The organism is Paenibacillus sp. YAE3 (assembly GCF_057546105.1).
Genome location: NZ_BAAIYF010000006.1, coordinates 216,519 through 235,588, shown reverse-complemented (window position 1 = coordinate 235,588; position 19,070 = coordinate 216,519). Strand labels below are relative to the sequence as shown.

The following is a 19,070-nucleotide window of genomic DNA, read 5'->3' as shown; positions in this document are numbered from 1 at the left end:
TCAGGCAGGATTCACTTTGCTGCAAGTCGAATGGACTACATTACGCAAAATGGATATGAGTCTAATTTACTATACGAGCTAGGAGAATCCACATGACTGACAGATTGATTCGATTGATGCGTATCATTACTCTCGTTCAAGCCAAACCGGGCATTTTGGCCAGAGAGCTTGCGGAGAGGTGCAGTACCACCGAACGTACCATTTATCGCGATATGGAAGCGTTAAGCGCCATGCATATACCCATCACTCATCTCGGATACGGAAAAGGTTACAGGTTTATCGGCAGCTTTGCCTTGTATCCGCTTGATTGGACCGAAGAGGAGCTTCAATCCTTTACGGCGCTGGCGAAGGTGATGCACCAGGTCAAGCCGCTGCTCCCCGGCGGATTTGAAGGAGCTTACGAAAAGGTGATGGCAGCCCATCACAAACAACGGGCGGAACGACTGGAGACCGAGCTTGACGATCAGGACAGTCTCATGGCAAAAGGGGCCTGGAACGAGGAAACGGAGGAACAGTCGCAATATCTTATCCCGATCTTGTTTGCGACGTTGTCGCAGCAAATCATTCAAGCGGAATATTACGTTCCCGAGCGAAACGAGCTTCTGTACGGCAAAATCGATCCGTATATCCTTGTTCCTTGGCAGCACCGATTTTACCTCGTGGGACGAAATCATAATACGGGAAAACTGTATACCTATAGGTTAAAATATTTTGCGCGGGTCGTCGTGCTGGATGACGTTTTTATCAAAGTACATACCAATATGCAGCAAGAATGGCACCCACATTTCCGAGGAAATGAAGAGAAAGAAACGGTAGATTTTAAGATAAGACTCACCGCTGCGGCGATCCCCAAATACAAGGAAAAGGAATCGATCATTCCTCTGGCGCAATCGGAGGAGAAAGACGGGAGCGTCATCATCGACGTCACCGTCGAAGATGTTCCGGGCTTTATGAGCTGGCTGTCCCAATTCGGATCCGAGGCGGAGATTATCGAGCCCGCGCAGTATCGCGAAATGATGAAACGCGAATTGAAAAAATGGCTTGCGGTATATGGCTGAATGACGATGATAGGTTTTTTGGCGCGAACGATCGGGGACATGCCGGCATTTAAAACCGCCACAGCCGACAGGCTGGCCCCAGTCTCTGGCTGACTCCCTCCATTCCATGCTCCTGCAAGGGCCGACTCAATGCCCCCCACGTCTACTTCGCGTCCTTCTTCCCGCAGCTTTGAACGGTTCTTTCTCCTTCAATGAGAATCACGGCCGCTAAACGGGGCTTTCTTCCATAAGGAAGCATGCCGCCGAAAGCGTGTTTTATGGCCCGGGAAATAGGATGGGGTTGGAGCCTTCGTTTGGGCCTTGTTTGGCTGCGAAGACGTAAAAAAGAGATGGCGGCGGGTTTTCCTTTTAATGGTTTTATATGTTAAAATTTATAAGAGCAGGACATCGGGATACATAAAGCTTGATTCGGTAAACGCGCAGGAAAAAGGGGGAGAGGAACTTGCGTTTTTTCTTGTCCGGGAAATCGCCGGAGGAAATGGAACAGGAAAGCAAAAATAGCTTGAATCTGCGCATTAACATGTTTTTTTTCAGCACGTTCATCATTTTTTGCGTCGTCATCGTCCGGCTTGCGGTCATCCAATTCGTGGAAGCGCCGACGCTGACCGAAAAAGAAGCGAACCAGAATACGAAAAACATTCCGCTCCCGCCGGACCGCGGGAACATCCGCGACGCCGCCGGGGTGAAGCTGGCTTATTCGCAGCCGGTCCAATCGCTGTATATTACGCTGATGAAGGATTACAACGCCAATTCGGATAAGGGAAAGAAAAACCGTCCCGAAATCGAGGATATGGCGAAACGGATGGCGGCCGCGTTTAAAACATTCGGAAACCCGGGCACCAAGCCGATGACCCCGGAAGACGTGATCGAAGCAATGGATCTCGAATCCAAACGGGACAGCGGTTATACGCCGCGGCGGATAAAGTCGGATCTCAATAAAAAAGAAATCCAATATTTCATGGAGCATAAATCCGAGTTTCCGGGCATCGAAATCATCGAAGAAACGCTGCGGCATTACGATCCGCAGACGGTGGCCGTGCAGACCGTGGGTTACGTCAAATCGTTCAAGCGCACGGAAAGCCTGAAAGCGTACGACAAGGCGCGGCAGGATAGCAAAGACGGCACGAAACCCGACGAAACGTACACGAAAGACGAGCTAGTCGGATTCGACGGGGTCGAGCTCTCGTTTCAGGACGAATTGAGAGGGAAAAACGGCTATAAGGTCGTATCGGTCAGCTCCGCCAACATTCCGGAAGAAGTGGTGGACATCGTACCGCCGGTCAAAGGAAATGACGTATGGCTGACGATCAATAAAGAGGTTCAGCTGAAAACGGAACAGGCGATCAAGGACCAGCTGGAATGGCTCCATACCCACCCGGTATCCGGCAGAACGCATCCCGAGGCCGTGACCGGCTACGCGGTGGCCATGGAGGTCGATACCGGCAACGTCGTGGCCATGGCCAGCATTCCCGATTACGACACGAACATTTGGAAGACGGGGGCGTCCTCCACGGAGGACTTCAATAAACTGAACAACAATTATCAAAACGGCGCCATCACGCCGCTGAGCTCCGGCAAATCGAAGCATGAATTCGATTCGGCCGTCCTGCTCGGCTCGACGATCAAACCGCTGAGCGTACTGATCGGGTTAAAGGAAAATCTGTTTAAGACGACGACGCCTTATACTGATACCGGAGAAGCCTTTTTCGGGAAAGAGGGACATCAGGCGCGCGTCCAAAACTCCCAGGGGCATGCCTATGGTTATTTCCGCACCCCTGCCGACGCCATTGAAAATTCTTCGAACGTGTTCATGGTGGATATGGTCGGCAATGCCCTCTACAAAAAGTACGGCAAAAAAGGCGTCGACGTATGGAACAAATATATGGAGGAATTCGGGCTGGGCGTCGCTACGGGGATCGACTTGCCGAACGAATGGCTCGGAAAAAAAGAATACGGCACCTCGGAGGACATCCCCAAATCGGTCGGCAGCGCCCAAGCCGCGCTTGTGTACGCCTCCTTCGGCCAAGGCGGGAAATATACGCCGCTGCAGCTCGCTCAGTATACCGTCATGCTGGCGAACGAGGGGGAACGCATCAAGCCGCAGATCGTCAAAAAAATTACCGACGCAAACGGGAACGTCGTGAAACAGACCAAACGCGAAGTGTTGAGCCGAGTCCAATTCGATCCTTCGTATTGGAAGCTCATTCGCAGAGGAATGAACACGAACGTCAGCGCCGCCTTCGCCGGTTTCCCGTACGATTTTGCCCGGAAAACCGGTACCTCGCAGCAGGCTTCGAGGGAAGACGGACTGATCGACAACGGCGTGTTTATCGCTTACGCTCCTCGCAACAATCCGAAGCTGGCGGTCGCGGTCGTCGTTCCGGAGGGCGGATTCGGCTCGCAAAGCGCGGCGCCGATCGCCCGCAAAATATTCGACGCCTATGATGAGGTGTACGGCCTCGACGGCGTGCCGAAAAAGCAGCTGCAAAACCAAGCCGGTTTGGATACCGCGGGAAAACAAGATAACAACAAACAGCAGTAAGTCTGCGCGAGGCAGCCCGGAACGTCCGGGCTGCCGTTTTTTTCTTGCGTATGTATGCATCTCCCCAAGAGCAGCGGGGCTCCCTGGCTTCAATTCACGGGGATACGTCTCTTGAAAAAAGGCATTCCGGCTTGCGCAAAAAAGCCTTTCGTGTCGAACGGTAGGGAAAGATGCCGAGCACCCTCCATCTGTGCTAAAATATGAATGTTATTTTCAGACGAGGATTTTTCAAAAATCCGAACCGATCATGTTCAGGCAGAGAGGAGGGAGGCCGGTGACCGAATATACACCGGACAATCCGGAACAGGAGGAAACGAAGAAAAAAGGAAATTTGAACTTAAGGATCAACCTGTTTTTTTTCAGCACGTTCATCATTTTTTGCGTCATCATTATCAGACTCGCCATTTTGCAGTTTGTCGAAGGGCCTACGCTCACGGAGAAGGAATCCAGCAACATCGTCAAGGACGTACCGCTTCCGCCGATTCGGGGCACCATCTATGATGCGGCAGGCGTGCCGCTGGCTTACTCGACCCCGACGCAATCGCTTTACATTACGTTAATGAAGGATTACAGCCAAAAAAACGGCAGCAAAAACCGTCCCGAAGCGGAGCAGATCGCCCAGCGCCTGCTGGACGTATTCGATAAATACGGGGATCCTGCCGCTGAAAAGATGACGAAGCAGGACATCATCGACGCCATGGACTTGGATTACAAAAAATACGCCGGTTATTCCCCGCGGCGGATCAAAATGGATTTGAGCCAAAAGGAAATCGCTTATTTCAGCGAGCATAAATCCGAGTTTCCCGGCATTTCGATCGAAGAGGAAAGCGTCCGCCATTACGATCCGCAGACCGTTGCGGTCCAAACGATCGGGTATATCCGCACGTTCAGCGGTTCGAAGAGCCTGAGCAAATATAAGGAAATCGACGAAAAGCAACGCAGCAGCGACGTCACGCCCGATCCCGGCCTGGTGTACACGGAACCCGAATTCGTCGGCTTCGACGGACTCGAGCTGATGTACCAGGACGAGCTTCGCGGGAAAAACGGCTATAAAAAAGTGCCGATCAACCCGCGAAACTTGCCGGAAGGCGTGGACGAAGTCGTTCCGCCGGTCAAAGGCAACAACATTTACAGCACGATCAACAAACAAGTGCAACTGGCCACGGAGCAGGCGATCATGGATCAGCTGAGCTGGCTGCATACCCACCCGGTGTCCGGGCGTACCCACCCGAATGCGACGACGGGGTTTGCCGTCGCGATGGAAGTGAAGACGGGAAATGTCGTCGCCATGGCCAGCATGCCGGATTACGATGCAAACGTCTGGCAGACGGGCAGCGTTTCGCCGGACAACTGGAAAAAAATCCAGAACATATACTTGAACGGAACGATCCGTTCGTTTAATCCGGGGAAAAAAGGCGACCATCCGGAGTCGGTCGTCCTGCTCGGTTCGACCCAGAAGCCGCTCAGCGTGCTGGTCGGCTTGAATGAGGGCTTGATAACGACCAATACGTATTATCAGGATAAAGGAGCGGCTTACTTCGGCAAGGAAGGCCACCAGACGCGCGTGCAAAACTCCGGAGGCCACGTGTACGGCGGCATGGACCCGGCGCGCGCGATCGAAAAATCCTCCAACGCGTTTATGGTCGATATGATCGGCAAAAGGCTTTACGACAAATATAAGGACAATAGTATCGAGATTTGGGACCAATATATGACCAAATTCGGGCTTGGCGTCCTGACGGGCAGCGGCCTGCCGGGCGAATGGAAAGGACGCAAGGAGTATACGAACATCAAACAGGCGGGCAGTGTCCAGTCCGCGATGGCGTACGCGTCGTTCGGGCAGCAGGGGAAATACACGACCCTGCAGCTGGCGCAATACACGGTGATGTTGGCCAACGAAGGCAAACGGCTGAAGCCGCAGCTTGTCAGCAAAATTACCGACGAGAAGGGCAACATCGTCAAAACCTTCAAGCCTGAGGTGCTGAACACGGTAAGTTTCCCGAAATCCTACTGGAACGAAATCCGGCGCGGCATGAAAAGTGAGGTCTCCGCTTTTGGCGACTTCCCTTACGATTTTGCCCGGAAGACGGGGACATCGACGCAGCAGGTCGGACACAAGCCGGTCGATAACGGCGTATTCATCGCCTATGCACCACGAGATAATCCGGTCTTGGCCGTCGCAGTCATGATTCCGGAAGGCGGTTTCGGCTCGCAAAGCGCCGCTCCCGTCGCGCGGAAAATATTCGACGCCTACGACCAGGTTTACGGCCTGGACGGCGTGCCGAAAGGAACTGCAAACAACCAGGCGGCAAACGGAACGACCGGAACGACGAACGGCGTCCAATAAGCCGGCATTCGATCTTCTTTTGAACTCATTGGATCGTTATAGATCTCGAGGGCAGGATTCGGGGGCACCCGGACCTGCCCTTTTGCATGCCTGCCGCCTTGCAGCTTTCGGAAGGGCTCGGGCAGAGCCTTTAAAAACACTTTTGTGGCCCCAAGCGGCTTATGGTAAAATGTCCGTATGTGTGTGTGAAACGTGAAAATGCGTACAAATAGGAGGAGCGATATGAATACGAAATATAAAATGCTGGCGCTGGACATGGACGGGACGCTGCTGACGAGCGACCAGACCATTTCGCCGGACACGGCCGAGTGGATCAAGCGGGCGAAAGAAGAAGGCGTCCACGTATGCCTCTCGACGGGAAGAAGCTTCGAGAGCGCGCTTCCTTACGGGGAGGAACTCGGACTTTCGACGCCGATGATCACGGTCAACGGCAGCGAAGTGTGGCGTGCCCCGCATCGGCTGCATCAGCGCTCGCTGATGGACCCGAAGCTGATCTCGGATATGCATGCCATCGCGGTCGCCGAAGGCTGCTGGTTTTGGGCCTACTCCGTGGAAAGAGTCTACAACAAGGATCACTGGACGGATTCCATCGAAGGGAAGGAGTGGCTTAAATTCGGCTACCATACGGAGGATGACGAAGCCCGGCACCGCATCCTGATGCGGCTGCAGGATATGGGCGGCCTTGAAATCACGAACTCTTCCCCTCATAACCTCGAGGTGAACCCGCAGGGAATCAACAAAGCGTCGGGGATTCGAACGGTGTGCGGCTTGCTCGACATCGATATGAGCGAAGTCATCGCCGTCGGGGACAGCATGAACGATTTGGCCGCAATCCAGGCGGCCGGGCTTGGCGTCGCCATGGGCAATGCCCAGGAGGTCGTCCGGGAAGCCGCCGATTTTGTCACGTCGAGCAACGACAAGGACGGCATCGTGGAAGTCATTCGGAAGTTCATTTTTCATATGTAAGGATTCCACAGCGTTCTGATACATCAATTCCAAAGTATCCGGGCGGATACGAATGTCAAAAGGAGATCAAGCAATGGCTGTACTCGGATGGATTCTTATCATCGCCTTGTTTGCCGTCGGGATGGCCGGGACGATCGTTCCCGTGCTGCCCGGGGCAATCGCCATATTCGCAGCCTTTTTCGTTTACGGATGGTTTTTTACGTTCGAGCATTTTGGCGTGTGGTTTTGGATCATCGAAACGCTGATCATCGTCGTGCTGTTTGTCGCCGACTATGCCGTCGGCGCCTGGGGGACGAAAAAGTACGGGGGCGGAAAGCTGTCCGTCATATTAAGCACGATCGGCGCCATTATCGGACCGTTTGTCATCCCGGCGTTCGGGCTGGTCATCGGTCCGTTTCTCGGAGCCTTCGTGGGCGAGCTGATCGACGGTTCCTCGGTATCGAAGGCGACGAAGGTCGGCTTCGGGACGCTCGTCGGGCTGTTCAGCAGCATGGTCATGAAAATCATTTTGCAAATCGTCATGATCGTCGTGTTTTTTATCTGGATTGTATGGGCCTAGAGGACAGGCTTTTGTCTTTGTTCCATGGCCGTTTGCATGGCGGTTATTGCAATCAGGGATTTCGCTAATCCCGGTAATCTGCTCCATGGGGGTTGCTCGCTGGGGGAAAGAAGGGAAAACAGTTTGGCTAAAAAAGAATCAATTATCAAAGGTACGCTGATCCTTGCCGCCGCGGCTCTGGTGGCGAGGGTGCTGGGGCTCGTGCAAAGGGTGCCCCTGGAACATCTGCTCGACGAAGTCGGCAACGCTTCGTTTTCGATTGCCAACAACGTCTATCTGATGCTGCTCACCGTGGCGACGGCGGGCATTCCGAGCACGCTGAGCAAAATGGTGTCGGAACGTTACGCGCTGAAGCGGCCCGGCGAAGCCCGCCAGGTCTATCATGCGGCGCTTTGGTTTGCGGTGGCTGCCGGCGTGATCATTACGGTGCTGCTTTATATTTTGGCTCCGTATTACGCAACGTACGTCTCCAAACAGCCTGAAGCGACGCTGGCGATCCGGGCCTTGGCGCCCGCGCTGCTCCTGTTTCCCGCCATCGCCATGATGCGCGGTTATTTCCAGGGGCGGAACAACATGACCGCAGGCGGCGTTTCGCAAATCGTCGAGCAGTTTGCCCGCGTCGGGGCCGCCATCATTATCGCTTATATCATGCTCAAAGCCGGTTACAGCGGAAGCTGGATCGCAGCAGGCGCTTCCTTCGGAGGCGTGCTCGGAAGCATCGGGGCGTTTGCCATCATGCTGTATTACACGGTGAAAATGCGCCGGCAGGACAAGGCTCTGATGCTTCAGGAAACCGTCGACCCTAAGCTGCCGATGTTGAGGATTTATAGAGATATTTTTACGCTATCCATTCCGATCGTTCTATCGTCGCTTACGGTGCCTGCCGTGAACTTCATCGATTCGTCGATCGTCAACCCGCTGCTGATCGGACAGATCGGGGAAGCCAAAGCGACGCAGGTGCTCGGGATTCTCGGCCAGCGCGCGCAAAGCATCGCCGGTATCCCGCCGATCCTGGCGATCGCGCTCAGCACGTCGCTGATTCCGATCATTTCGTCGGCTTTTGCCCGCAAGGATCAGGAGCATTTGCAGCAGCAGATGACGCTGGCGCTGCGCATTTCGATTTTGACGGGGATGCCGATCGTCATCGCGCTTTGCACGGCGGCCTATTCCATTAACGGGCTGCTTTTCAGCAGCCTCGACGGCAGCTGGATCATCATGCTGCTGACGTTCGGCACGATTTTCCAAATCACGATGATGACCACGAACTCCATCCTGCTTGGCGTCAACAAAGCGAAGCTGTCGATGGTGAACGTGATGGTCGGGATTTTGGTGAAGCTGGCCGGCAGCTTCCTGCTGGCGCTTGTTTTCGGCATTTACGGCATCATCGCCGCTACCGGGCTTTGTTTCCTGGTCATTACGCTGCTGAACCTCCGCCAATTGAAGACGATCGTGCCGTTTTCCATCCTCGGCAAACGGTGGCCGGGCTTTTTGGCGGCCGTCATTCTGACCGCAGCGGTCGGTTACGGCCTGAACGAAGCAGGAATTCAGCTCACCCGCATCATGCCGGACCGGCTGGCGTTCCTGATCACCTGCATCATCGTCGGCGGGGCGGTCGTCCTGTTGTACCTGGGGCTGCTGATCATGCTCGGCGTGCTGCGCCAGCACGAGCTTGCCGGCTACCCGCGCAAAGTGCAGAAGCTGCTGCGGCCGCTGATGCGCCTGCAGCCGGCCAGGTACAAGTCCGCCGATTCCCAGGGGCAGTAAGCAGAAGCCTGACGGTCATTGCGTCGCGTCCGGCCGCCCCGGAGCGGCATCGGCCGAAACCGCGCGTTCCGTATCATGCGTTAGCGCCGCTTTTTGTACGGCAAACCGGTGCGCATGCGACATTTCGATCAGCACCGGCCGTTTCGGCCGCGTGAGATGATCAAGCGCGTCATTGGATTTGAACCAGTCATAACGGGTAATCGGCTCGTACGGCATATCATGCCATACCTCGGCAAGCGAAGGGCTGTACAGCCGCTTGCCAGGCGGCAGCCATTCCCGTTTCAGCAGCTCTGCGCTCTCCTGGGGAGAGTTCAGGGCTGTTTTTTTGTCGTCCGTAAACAGCTTCGGCCAATATTCCTGGCGGGAACCCCTGTGGACCACGTTGGCTGCAAACGCCTCGACGCCCGCGAGCACGTCCTGATAACCGAACAGCATGGCGTACAGCGCCTTGCCGAATTCGATCCGTTCGTCCAGGTCGGCAAAATGCTCCAAAATCAGCCCGACCATGCCGCGGCACCCCTGCTCCCCGTCGGCGCTGCCTTCGCTTTCACCGGTAGGGGGGAGAGGCTCCCCCTCCGGCGAATCGGCTTCGGCAGGGGGCGCAACCAGCATCGGAAAAAGGACCTGATTCATCTGGAAGGCGCTGTTCATCGCAAAAAAAGGATGCCGCAAGACCCGCTGCTGAAAATAACGGTTTTGGACGACCCGGCCTTCGATGTAGTTCTGCTCGTTGATGATCAGGCCGACGGCGAGCAGCGCGCTGTCCCGTTCGATCCAAAAGCGTTCCCAGAACGGGCGCATGAAAGCCGAAACGCGGAACTCGGGCAGCAGGTAGAACAGGCTTCTTCCGAGCTTCCGGCTGCGGGCGTAGAGCATCAGCTGGGGATAAGCATCCAGAAAGATGAGCGCGTTGCTGCGCTCCAGCATTTGATAGATATCTTCCTGAAGCTCCGCCGGAATGACGTCGGAAAACAGCCCGCCCTTCAGGTCGGTCATGTTCCAGCCCGCATTGCGGGATACCATATGGGCCAAAAAGGACCAATGCAGCTCCGGGTATTCGCGGTAGCACTCGTAGTACGCCCTCGTCCGGGTCACGTTGCTGCGCGAGGCCTCCAGGGCAGCTTCACGGATCGATTGGACGGTTTCAAGATCCTCCGCCGACAACGGGGCCGGAGCCTCTTCCTTGCCGAAATCGCCGCTATGCATCCGATTCCGGTCGGCAGGCTGCCGCTTGAGCTGATCGCGGATGCTGTGGGCGGCCGATTCCCTCCAGCCCAGCGGCCTGCGGACCTTAATCAGCTCCTGGGACGCTCTCCAGCAAACATATTTGCCTTTGACCGCTTCAGCCGCCGTTTGAGGCAGCGTTTTGGCCAGCCGGATGAACCCTTTGAACGTTTGTCCGTCCACCTTTTCCGACACGGGTTGCCTCCTCCTTTCTTCATGGAATGCCTTATTCCCAGTATGTCTCAAAAATTTGACTTCCACTCCATATTTTGATTCACTAAGGGTAGGATTTTGCAAAATCCGGAAGAAAAAACGAATCGATGTTCAGAAAGGACTGATTATAGATGCAAAAAATTACGTCCAAAGCCGAATTTCAAGTCGCGACCCAGTCTCCCCGTTTGACGGTGGCCGTGTTCAAAGCCGATTGGTGCGGGGACTGCAAATTCATGGATCCGTTTATGCCCGACGTGGAAGAGAAATTCAAAAATGAATTGACTTTGGTCGAGGTGGACGTCGATAAAGTGGACGATGTCAGCCAGGAGCTGAACATTCTTGGGATTCCGAGCTTCGTGGCGTTTACGGATGGACGCGAGCTCGTCCGACTCGTCAACAAGCTGCGCAAATCGCGGGAGGAGATCGAAACCTTCCTGCAGCGGGCAGTCGAGGTATATCAAGCGATTCATAAGTAATACCCATTACGGCACCGCTTTTGCCATCACGCAAAAGCGGTGCGATTTTTCTGCCGAATCCGTAAGCCTTAAGGGCGGCTTTGTCTTTTTGTCACAAAATGGCTATATTTCGCGATGGTATATCAGGTATAATAAATAGGATTGGTAATATACGGGCGCTTCAGGGAAATGAGGCGTTTTTACTTTGATTCTTGCGGGTGAGATATTTTGAATACAAAACAATTGAAATGGCTGAGCTACCTGACTTTTATCGTCATGTTTTTCGCAACGTTTGGAGGGACGGTCGTCACCAAAACCGATTCCGGGCTTGGATGCGGCCACGAATGGCCTTTATGCCACGGGCAATTCATTCCCGCGCACACGATCGCTTCGCTGATCGAATATTCGCACCGCCTGGTCAGCGGCTTGGCAGGGCTTACAGCGGTGGCCGTCGTCGCAGCCTTTTGGCTTTACGCCAAAAACCGCAAAGATCTGCGCGTCTATTCCGTGCTAACGCTTATTTTTGTGATCGTGCAAGCATTGATGGGGGCGCTCGCCGTCATTTATGACCAATCGTCCGCCGTGTTAGCGCTTCATTTTGGATTTTCGCTCATTGCTTTCGCCAGTTCGCTTATGCTTGCCCTCGGGGCCCGAAAAATGGACCGGGAAAAGCAAACGGATTCTCCCGAGGATCAACCGGCCGTTTCGCCCGGCTTCCGCACTTTTGTATGGTCGATTACGATCTACTCGTACCTTGTGGTCTACGTCGGGGCTTACGTCAGCCATACGAGCTCGGCCGGGGGCTGTTCCGGCTGGCCGCTGTGCAACGGGCAATTTATACCGACGCTCACGGGAAGCGTGGCCATCGCGTTTGTTCACCGGTTGGCGGCATTGCTGCTGTTGATCGCCGTCGTGGTCATGGCCATTTGCGCGTATAAGCTGCACCGGAACAGCAGGGAGATTCGAACGCTGGGAGGCGCCGCCGCCGTATTGTGCCTTCTGCAGGTGTTCAGCGGCGCGGGCATCGTGTACACGCTGGGCAACCCGGAGGTTTACATTTTTGCGGCGCTGCTTCATAACCTGCTCATTTCCTCGTTGTTCGGCGTCCTGTGTTACTTGAGCGTACGGGTATGGCAGCTCGGCAAAGAGCCCGTCGAACAACTGAAGCCTGCATCAAATGTGTAAGTGCAAGGCATCATAAACATTTGCCTAAAGCAAAGTCCGCGAGTTTCGTCTTCGAGGGCTTTGTTTGGTCTTATCAAGAATGTACTTATCCGAAACTATACGCCGGGAGAGAAGCCCATGCTGCGAACACTGCTTGGAGAAATGCCGCGCCAGAACAAGGGACTGATTGGGGAAGCCATGGATGCGATGCACCGCACCATCGGGCTGCTTCAAAAGGAAATGGACAAAAACGACGACCCGAGCCATGACTTCCGGAAGCTGGACATATGGACGCGGGGGCTGGTATCCTCATTGGACGAGCTGGAACAAAGCTTGTTTGCCGCCGCCTATTTCCGCAAATCGGTCAAGGCCGGATACGTGGACGACATGAACGTTCAGGAGCAGACGGAATATGCAAGATACGCCTATTTTTACAAAAACGGCTTTATCCGCGTCTTTTCGGTTTTGGATAAGCTCGGCACGGTGCTGAACGAACTTTTTGATCTGAATACGGCCAAAGTGAAGGAGCATTACTCGTATTTCACCGTCCTCCGCAGGCTCCGGGAACTGGAACGTTGTCCGGCGCTGGAGGGCGAGCTGAATTCCGTCAAAAACGAATACCGCGACGCGCTGAACGTGCTGCGCAAACGGAGGAACGCGGAGATTCATTACATGAATGCGGAGATGCAGGACGACCTGTGGCAGCGGCATCAGGGCCTGCATGCCAAGGTGGAGCTGGAGGACCTGGATCAGCATTTGGAGGATCTGCGGCAGGGGCTTGACATGGTCTGCAAATCGTTGATCGCGGTATACCGGTATGCAGGGAGACTGTGGTCCTAAAATCCAACAAATTTCCTTTTGACAAGAAGCGGAAAAGTGATTATACTGAATCACGTGAAAAAATAATATTGTTTGCATACATTTTTTCTTATCGAGAGAGGCGGAGGGACAGGCCCGATGAAGCCCGGCAACCGATTCGAGAAGCGGCCCGCGAGGCCAAAGTCCCGAATGACATGGTGCTAATTCCTACAACTGCAGGCGACCCTGCAGGTTGGCAGATGAGAAGAGGAAGCGACTTCGAATAGAAGAGCCCTTTTTGATTCCGTCAAGAGGGCTTTTTATTTTGTCTACTTATGTCGAAGAGCGGCAGTTTATTGATAGATTGGACGCAAGGCTTAAGCTTTAAGAAAGCAAGGAAGGAGAGCTTCGGATTGATTGAATTAAAACAAGTAACCAAAAGATACGGCAAAGGTACGAAGACGACGGAAGCTCTATCCGGCCTTAACCTTTCCATTAAAAAAGGAGAGATCTTCGGGGTCATCGGACATTCCGGCGCCGGCAAAAGCACGCTGATCCGCTGCATGAACCTGCTCGAACGCCCGACGTCCGGCGAGGTATGGGTCGATGGCGTGGATTTGACCAAGCTCGGCAAGCAGCAGCTGCAGACCAAGCGCAGGGAAATCGGCATGATTTTTCAGCATTTCAATCTGCTGAGCTCGGCAACCGTCTACGACAACATCGCGTTTCCGCTGCGGCTCGCCCATGTGGATAAAGCCAAAATCGCGGACAAAGTGAACGAACTCCTTCAGCTTGTCGGGCTGGAGGATCACCGCGACAAATATCCGGCGCAGCTGTCCGGCGGCCAGAAGCAAAGGGTCGGCATTGCCCGCGCGCTTGCCAGCGACCCGCAGGTGCTGCTGTGCGACGAAGCCACATCGGCTTTGGATCCGCAGACCACCGATTCGATACTCAAGCTGCTGCTTGACATCAACCAAAAATTCAACCTGACCATCGTCCTCATCACTCATGAAATGCATGTCATCCAAAGCATTTGCGACCGCGTCGCCGTCATTCATCAAGGCGGCATCGTGGAGGAGGGGGCCGTGGCCGAAGTGTTCCTGAAGCCGCAGCATCCTGTGACCCGCGAGTTTATCCTCGGCGAGGCGGGAGAATCCGCCCAGCTTGCGCTGCAGGCGCCGCATGACGGTTCGTCCAAGCTTTGCAAGCTTACGTTCCTGGGGGAAAAAACGTACGACTCGATTTTATCCCGGACGGCAAGGGAAACCGGCGTCGATTTCGCGATTTTGCAGGGGACGATTTCGAAGATTAAGGACATCCCTTACGGCCAGTTGATCGTTCGCCTGGAAGGCGAAGCCGGGCCGATCGAGGAAACGATCCGGAAGGTTCGGGACGAAGGTTTGGACGTGGAGGTGTATGACTGATGTTCGGTATTGATTTTTCGCTGCTGGATTGGAACGAAATCGGCGTAGCCAGCGCGGATACGCTGAAAATGCTCGTTTCCTCCGCGGTGTTTACGTTTATTCTCGGCCTGCCGCTTGGCGTGCTGCTGTACCAGACGTCGCGATCGAACACCGGTTGGGTGCGGATCGTCTACAACGTGCTGTCGGTGATCGTCAACATTTTGCGTTCCGTGCCGTTTATCATCCTGATCGTCGCTTTGATCCCGTTTACGACATGGATCGTTGGCGTATCCTATGGAGTGCTCGGGACGATTCCGCCGCTGGTGATCGCGGCCGCGCCGTTTTTTGCCAGACTGGTGGAGACATCGCTGCGCGAGGTAGACCGGGGCGTGCTGGAAGCCGCGCAGTCGATGGGCGCTTCCACCTGGCAGATCATCATGAAGGTGCTGCTGCCGGAAGCCAGACCGGGCCTGCTTGCAGGCATTACGATCACGGTCGTCACGCTGGTATCCTATACGGCCATGTCCGGCATGGTCGGCGGCGGCGGGCTTGGAGACCTTGCGATCCGTTACGGTTATTACCGGTACGAGAAGGAAGTCATGATCATTTCCGTGCTGTTTATGATCGTTTTGGTGCAGGTGTTGCAGATGGCCGGGGACCGGCTCGTCAAGCATTTTACGCGCAAATGATAGAAGGGTAATTCCATCCGAACCTTCGGATGTCGGGAGAGCTTCGGCGCCTGCATGTGGTTTCCGCTACAAAGGAAAGACATGCGCCAAGTTCTCCAATCATAAATCTTATTAAGTCGATCAATTAAAGGGGGATTTACAATGAAAAAAGGATTGTTTGCACTGCTCAGCCTCATTCTCGTGGTGGCGCTCGCCGCTTGCGGAAACAAAAACGCCGAGGAGAAACCGGCGGCAGGCGGGGAAAACAAAGGGACGGAAGCCAAAACCGTCACGTTGACGGTCGGAGCTACGGCCGTACCGCATGCGGAAATTTTGAAGCACATTCAGCCGGCGCTTGAAAAAGAAGGCGTAAAACTGGAAATCAAGGAATTTTCCGATTACGTGCAGCCTAACGTTCAAACGTTCCAAAAGCAGCTTGACGCAAACTTCTTCCAGCATAAACCGTATCTTGACGACGAAAACAAAACCCGCAACATGGATCTCGTCCCTGTCGTAGCCGTGCACGTGGAGCCGCTTGGCGCGTATTCCAAAAAGGTGAAATCCGTGGACGAAATCAAAGACGGCGCAGTCGTCGGCATTCCGAACGACAAAACGAACGGCGGCCGTGCGCTGAGCCTGCTGGCGAAAAACGGGCTGATCAAACTGAAACAAGACAACATGATTCAAGCCACCGTCAAAGACATCGTGGAAAATCCGAAAAACATCAAAATCAAAGAGCTTGACGCCGCCATGCTTCCACGCCAATTGGACCAATTCGATCTGGCGGTCATCAACACGAACTACGCGCTGGATTCCGGCATCGATCCCGTGAAAGAAGCGCTGTTCATGGAAGACAAAGATAATCCTTACGCGAACATTCTCGTAGCCCGCCCGGACAACAAAGATTCCGACGCGATCAAAAAGCTGGCTGCGGCGCTGACTTCCGACGACGTCAAAAAATTCATCGAAGACCAATACAAAGGGGCCGTCATTCCGGCATTTTAATCGCTTAAGCCGATGACCCATCCATTGGAGCATACCGTAACACGAAGATCCGCGGAGGCGTTCATGCCTTCGCGGATTTTTTATGCTTCCCATGGGCTGCGAACCTTTGCAGAAATTCCGAACGCTGCCGCCTTCAAGTTGCTGGGAAGCCGTCCAATCTTCTATACTAGAAGAGCAGGGAATACATAACGAATCGATGAAATACGGTTATAAATATGAGGATTTCGCAAAAATCCGGATACATATTGAAACTTGGAACGGGTTTCCGATGCCCATGGAGGAGGAGCAATGTTGAAGGATAAAATCGCCTTGATTACCGGAAGCGCAAAAGGGCTTGGAAAAATGACGGCGCTCACGCTGGCCGAGCAGGGTTGCGACATCGCGCTCAACTACGTGCACAGCCGGCAGGAGGCGGAAGAGCTCAAACAGAGGATCGAGGAGCTTGGAGTACGGTGCATTGCCGTCCAGGCAGATATTTCGGAGGCGGCCCAGATCGAAGAGCTGGTGCGTCAGGTGGAATCCCGGCTGGGAAGCGCGGATATCGTCGTCAACAACGCCGGACCGTTCATCCGCGAAAGGAGATTGTTTGCCGAATACGCGAAGGAAGAAATTCTGTCGCTCGTCCAGGGGAACCTGGTCGGCACGATGCTGCTGGATCATCTCGTATTGCCGGCCATGCGGCATAAAAAATGGGGAAGGATCATCCATTTCGGCTATGGCCATGCGTCGGAAGCAAGGGCCTGGCCGCACCGGGCGGTATATGCCGCCGCGAAAACGGGCCTGGTTTCGTTCACGAAGACGCTTGCGGTGGAAGAAGCACCGTTCGGCATTACCGTCAACATGGTCTGTCCCGGCGACATTCGCGGAGACAACAAGGAAAAAACGATTGCGGAGGTATCCGGCCTTTCGGACGGAGAAACGCCCCGGGGAAGGCCGGGAAGCGGGGAAGACATCGCCCGCGTCATCCGTTATTTATGCCATGAGGACTCGGATTTCATCACAGGCAACATTATGGACGTTTCCGGCGGGCTGGACCCGATCCGTCCTTGGATCGAACCGGCCGGCCCCAAATCATGAGCAAAAAAAGAGTCCTGCGCTTCCGGTTAGAAGGCAGGACTCTTTGCGTTTGAAGATATGAAATGGGATTAGAATACTTGAATAACGTCGTTGATTCCGTCGACTTCCTCAACGAGGGCGCGTTCAATCCCGGCTTTGAGTGTAATGGTGGAGCTTGGGCAGCTTCCGCATGCACCCATCAATTTCAATTTCACGATGCCGTCTTCCACGTCAACCAGTTCCACGTCACCGCCATCGCGCTGAAGGAACGGACGAAGCTTATCCAGCACTTCCGCTACCTCATCGTACATGGTGCTTTGTGCGTTATCGCTCATTAGTTTCAACTCCTTTCCTGTAATGATTATTATATTACAAAACGAGCCAAAATAAAATGGCTATATCTGCTCGGAACGCATGAACGGCATTGATATTTTGTTTTTGCCCCGCTAAACTAAGGGAAGTTCATTATTCCAAGGATTAAGCACAATCCTGATATTCATTCATGAAGCAGGTGATGTCAATTGAGACCCATTATCGAGTTTTGCACGAACAACATGCATTTCGGAACCGATGAAGTCATGGAAAAGCTGGAAGAAAATCCGGACTATGATGTGATAGAGTACGGCTGCTTAAGCAATTGCGGCCAATGCGCCATGATGCCGTTCGCCATGGTTAACGGCGAAATCGTCGACGCCGACAGCGCGGACGAGCTGTACGAGGCGATCATGGCCAAAATAAAAGAGCTCGAGGCTTGGGACAGCCTCGAGCTGGATTAGCCGAAATGGCGTTTGGACAACCAGAGTACCCCGCTCTTCAGGATGCGGGGTACTCTTCCTTTTACGGAGGTTTTCCCCATCAATCCGAAGCCCGCTTTGCTGCCGAGCGAACCGAGCGTGCCCTTCAGGCGGATTTTATGGATTTTCGGCGTATCTCCCCGCCAAAGGGCATGGATCACTTCCGCCACCTGCTCGGCTTGGGCGCCGGCAGCCTGCGCGCTTGGCGCAAAAGGAATGCTCGCGCAGTCCCCGATCACGTAAACCTCCGGATAATCCGGAAGCTGCGAATATTCGTTGATCAGAAGCCGCCCGCCGCGGTCTTTCGGCAAATCGAGATCCTGGACGACCTTGACCGGCTGAATGCCTCCGGTCCAGACGGCCGCGTCCGTATAAATCGCCTCGTCGCCGTTGTATACCGCTCCCTGCTCGACGCGCGATACCGATATATGGGATCTCGTATTGACGTCATGATCGCGGAACCACTGCTCCACGTAAGCGGAAAGCGTGGAAGGGAAGGCCGACAGCACCCGGCTGCCCCGGTCAAGAATGGTGATGTTCAGGTCGGGACGGCTCTCGCGAAGCTCCGCAGCCGTTTCGACGCCGCTCAAGCCTCCGCCGATGATATGAACCTGGCCGTACGGCTTGATGTCGTTTAAGCGCTGATACGTTTTGCGGGTGCTGGAAAAAGTCTGGATGCTGTTCGTATACTCCTCGGCGCCCGGAATGCCGTGATAACGGTCCGTGCAGCCGAGGGCGATCGCAAGATAGTCGTATTCGATCGGTTCGTCCTGATCCATGTGGACCAGCTTCTTCTCCAGATCAATCGACGTCACTTCGCCGTATCTTTTGGTCAGCTGGTTATGCTGCGGGAACTGGATCCGAAGATCGAAATCCGAAGCCGTTCCGGCCGCAAGCGCGTAGTATTCCGTTTTGATGCCCTGGAACGGCATCCGGTCGACCAGCACGATTTCGATATCCGCCGGAAGATTGCCGTTCACCAGGCCTTCGATCATCGCCAGGCCGCCGTAACCTCCACCAAGGATGACAAATTTTCTCATTAAGTCCGTCTTTC

17 protein-coding genes and 1 riboswitch are annotated in these 19,070 nt (G+C 54.4%); of the genes, 14 read left to right on the top strand and 3 right to left on the bottom strand.

The features are described from left to right. Positions 1-92 precede the first annotated feature (92 nt). From AC27KL_RS13855 to AC27KL_RS13830, 6 genes are all read left to right on the top strand, one after another. Positions 93-1,058 (top strand): helix-turn-helix transcriptional regulator, encoded by a 966-nt coding sequence (locus AC27KL_RS13855; protein WP_339323754.1) that lies wholly within the window; start codon positions 93-95, stop codon positions 1,056-1,058. A 442-nt stretch (positions 1,059-1,500) separates the two neighbouring features. Next, positions 1,501-3,600 (top strand): peptidoglycan D,D-transpeptidase FtsI family protein, encoded by a 2,100-nt coding sequence (locus AC27KL_RS13850; RefSeq protein WP_487170061.1) that lies wholly within the window; start codon positions 1,501-1,503, stop codon positions 3,598-3,600. Between the two features lie 274 nt (positions 3,601-3,874). Next, entirely contained in the window at positions 3,875-5,947 is a 2,073-nt protein-coding gene (locus tag AC27KL_RS13845) for a peptidoglycan D,D-transpeptidase FtsI family protein (RefSeq protein WP_487170060.1), read from the top strand. Positions 5,948-6,169: 222 nt separating this feature from the next. Beyond that, a complete protein-coding gene (locus AC27KL_RS13840) occupies positions 6,170-6,913 on the top strand; it encodes a Cof-type HAD-IIB family hydrolase (protein WP_487170059.1) in 744 nt (247 codons plus the stop codon). Positions 6,914-6,986: 73 nt separating this feature from the next. Beyond that, positions 6,987-7,472 carry a DUF456 domain-containing protein gene (locus tag AC27KL_RS13835; protein WP_487170058.1) on the top strand — a complete coding sequence of 162 codons (486 nt, stop codon included), beginning with the start codon at positions 6,987-6,989 and terminating at the stop codon, positions 7,470-7,472. Positions 7,473-7,595: 123 nt separating this feature from the next. Further along, positions 7,596-9,236, top strand: a complete 1,641-nt coding sequence (locus AC27KL_RS13830) for a putative polysaccharide biosynthesis protein (protein WP_487170057.1) — start codon at positions 7,596-7,598, stop codon at positions 9,234-9,236. A 15-nt stretch (positions 9,237-9,251) separates the two neighbouring features. Here the strand turns inward: AC27KL_RS13830 and AC27KL_RS13825 are convergent, their stop codons facing one another. Beyond that, on the bottom strand, positions 9,252-10,655 hold the full coding sequence (locus AC27KL_RS13825) for a DUF2515 family protein (protein WP_487170056.1): 1,404 nt from the start codon (positions 10,653-10,655) through the stop codon (positions 9,252-9,254). A gap of 149 nt (positions 10,656-10,804) precedes the next feature. Between AC27KL_RS13825 and AC27KL_RS13820 the strand changes: the two genes are divergently transcribed. The 7 genes from AC27KL_RS13820 (at position 10,805) to AC27KL_RS13790 (ending at position 17,243) form a co-directional block, all read left to right on the top strand. Further along, positions 10,805-11,149: a thioredoxin family protein gene (locus AC27KL_RS13820; protein ID WP_036710904.1), complete on the top strand. Its 345-nt coding sequence runs from the start codon at positions 10,805-10,807 to the stop codon at positions 11,147-11,149. Between the two features lie 207 nt (positions 11,150-11,356). Then, on the top strand, positions 11,357-12,313 hold the full coding sequence (locus AC27KL_RS13815) for a COX15/CtaA family protein (protein WP_487170055.1): 957 nt from the start codon (positions 11,357-11,359) through the stop codon (positions 12,311-12,313). A 117-nt stretch (positions 12,314-12,430) separates the two neighbouring features. Beyond that, positions 12,431-13,132 (top strand): Cthe_2314 family HEPN domain-containing protein, encoded by a 702-nt coding sequence (locus AC27KL_RS13810; RefSeq protein ID WP_487170054.1) that lies wholly within the window; start codon positions 12,431-12,433, stop codon positions 13,130-13,132. Between the two features lie 85 nt (positions 13,133-13,217). Next, positions 13,218-13,357, top strand: a riboswitch (SAM riboswitch). Between the two features lie 146 nt (positions 13,358-13,503). Next, positions 13,504-14,514, top strand: coding sequence for a methionine ABC transporter ATP-binding protein (locus tag AC27KL_RS13805; protein ID WP_487170053.1), 1,011 nt, complete (start codon positions 13,504-13,506; stop codon positions 14,512-14,514). Further along, positions 14,514-15,182 carry a methionine ABC transporter permease gene (locus tag AC27KL_RS13800; RefSeq protein ID WP_339323759.1) on the top strand — a complete coding sequence of 223 codons (669 nt, stop codon included), beginning with the start codon at positions 14,514-14,516 and terminating at the stop codon, positions 15,180-15,182. Before AC27KL_RS13805 ends, AC27KL_RS13800 begins: the two co-directional genes overlap by 1 nt. A gap of 141 nt (positions 15,183-15,323) precedes the next feature. After that, positions 15,324-16,166 carry a MetQ/NlpA family ABC transporter substrate-binding protein gene (locus tag AC27KL_RS13795; RefSeq protein WP_036710891.1) on the top strand — a complete coding sequence of 281 codons (843 nt, stop codon included), beginning with the start codon at positions 15,324-15,326 and terminating at the stop codon, positions 16,164-16,166. 291 nt (positions 16,167-16,457) lie between these two features. Beyond that, positions 16,458-17,243 carry an SDR family oxidoreductase gene (locus tag AC27KL_RS13790; RefSeq protein WP_036710982.1) on the top strand — a complete coding sequence of 262 codons (786 nt, stop codon included), beginning with the start codon at positions 16,458-16,460 and terminating at the stop codon, positions 17,241-17,243. A 68-nt stretch (positions 17,244-17,311) separates the two neighbouring features. On the opposite strand, the gene AC27KL_RS13785 is transcribed toward AC27KL_RS13790, so the two are convergent. Next, on the bottom strand, positions 17,312-17,557 hold the full coding sequence (locus tag AC27KL_RS13785) for a NifU family protein (RefSeq protein WP_339323761.1): 246 nt from the start codon (positions 17,555-17,557) through the stop codon (positions 17,312-17,314). A gap of 186 nt (positions 17,558-17,743) precedes the next feature. Between AC27KL_RS13785 and AC27KL_RS13780 the strand changes: the two genes are divergently transcribed. Beyond that, a complete protein-coding gene (locus AC27KL_RS13780; protein ID WP_036710884.1) occupies positions 17,744-17,998 on the top strand; it encodes a YuzB family protein in 255 nt (84 codons plus the stop codon). On the opposite strand, the gene AC27KL_RS13775 is transcribed toward AC27KL_RS13780, so the two are convergent. Next, on the bottom strand, positions 17,995-19,056 hold the full coding sequence (locus AC27KL_RS13775) for an NAD(P)/FAD-dependent oxidoreductase (protein WP_212948206.1): 1,062 nt from the start codon (positions 19,054-19,056) through the stop codon (positions 17,995-17,997). The genes AC27KL_RS13780 and AC27KL_RS13775 overlap by 4 nt on opposite strands. Positions 19,057-19,070: the final 14 nt, after the last annotated feature.

Excerpts from the sequence above, each read along its gene's own strand:
- AC27KL_RS13855 (WP_339323754.1), top strand. The coding sequence starts at position 93 with ATGACTGACAGATTGATTCGATTGATGCGTATCATTACTCTCGTTCAA.
- AC27KL_RS13795 (WP_036710891.1), top strand. The coding sequence starts at position 15,324 with ATGAAAAAAGGATTGTTTGCACTGCTCAGCCTCATTCTCGTGGTGGCG.
- AC27KL_RS13810 (WP_487170054.1), top strand. The coding sequence starts at position 12,431 with ATGCTGCGAACACTGCTTGGAGAAATGCCGCGCCAGAACAAGGGACTG.
- AC27KL_RS13800 (WP_339323759.1), top strand. The coding sequence starts at position 14,514 with ATGTTCGGTATTGATTTTTCGCTGCTGGATTGGAACGAAATCGGCGTA.
- AC27KL_RS13820 (WP_036710904.1), top strand. The coding sequence starts at position 10,805 with ATGCAAAAAATTACGTCCAAAGCCGAATTTCAAGTCGCGACCCAGTCT.
- AC27KL_RS13775 (WP_212948206.1), bottom strand. The coding sequence starts at position 19,056 with ATGAGAAAATTTGTCATCCTTGGTGGAGGTTACGGCGGCCTGGCGATG.
- AC27KL_RS13835 (WP_487170058.1), top strand. The coding sequence starts at position 6,987 with ATGGCTGTACTCGGATGGATTCTTATCATCGCCTTGTTTGCCGTCGGG.
- AC27KL_RS13840 (WP_487170059.1), top strand. The coding sequence starts at position 6,170 with ATGAATACGAAATATAAAATGCTGGCGCTGGACATGGACGGGACGCTG.
- AC27KL_RS13785 (WP_339323761.1), bottom strand. The coding sequence starts at position 17,557 with ATGAGCGATAACGCACAAAGCACCATGTACGATGAGGTAGCGGAAGTG.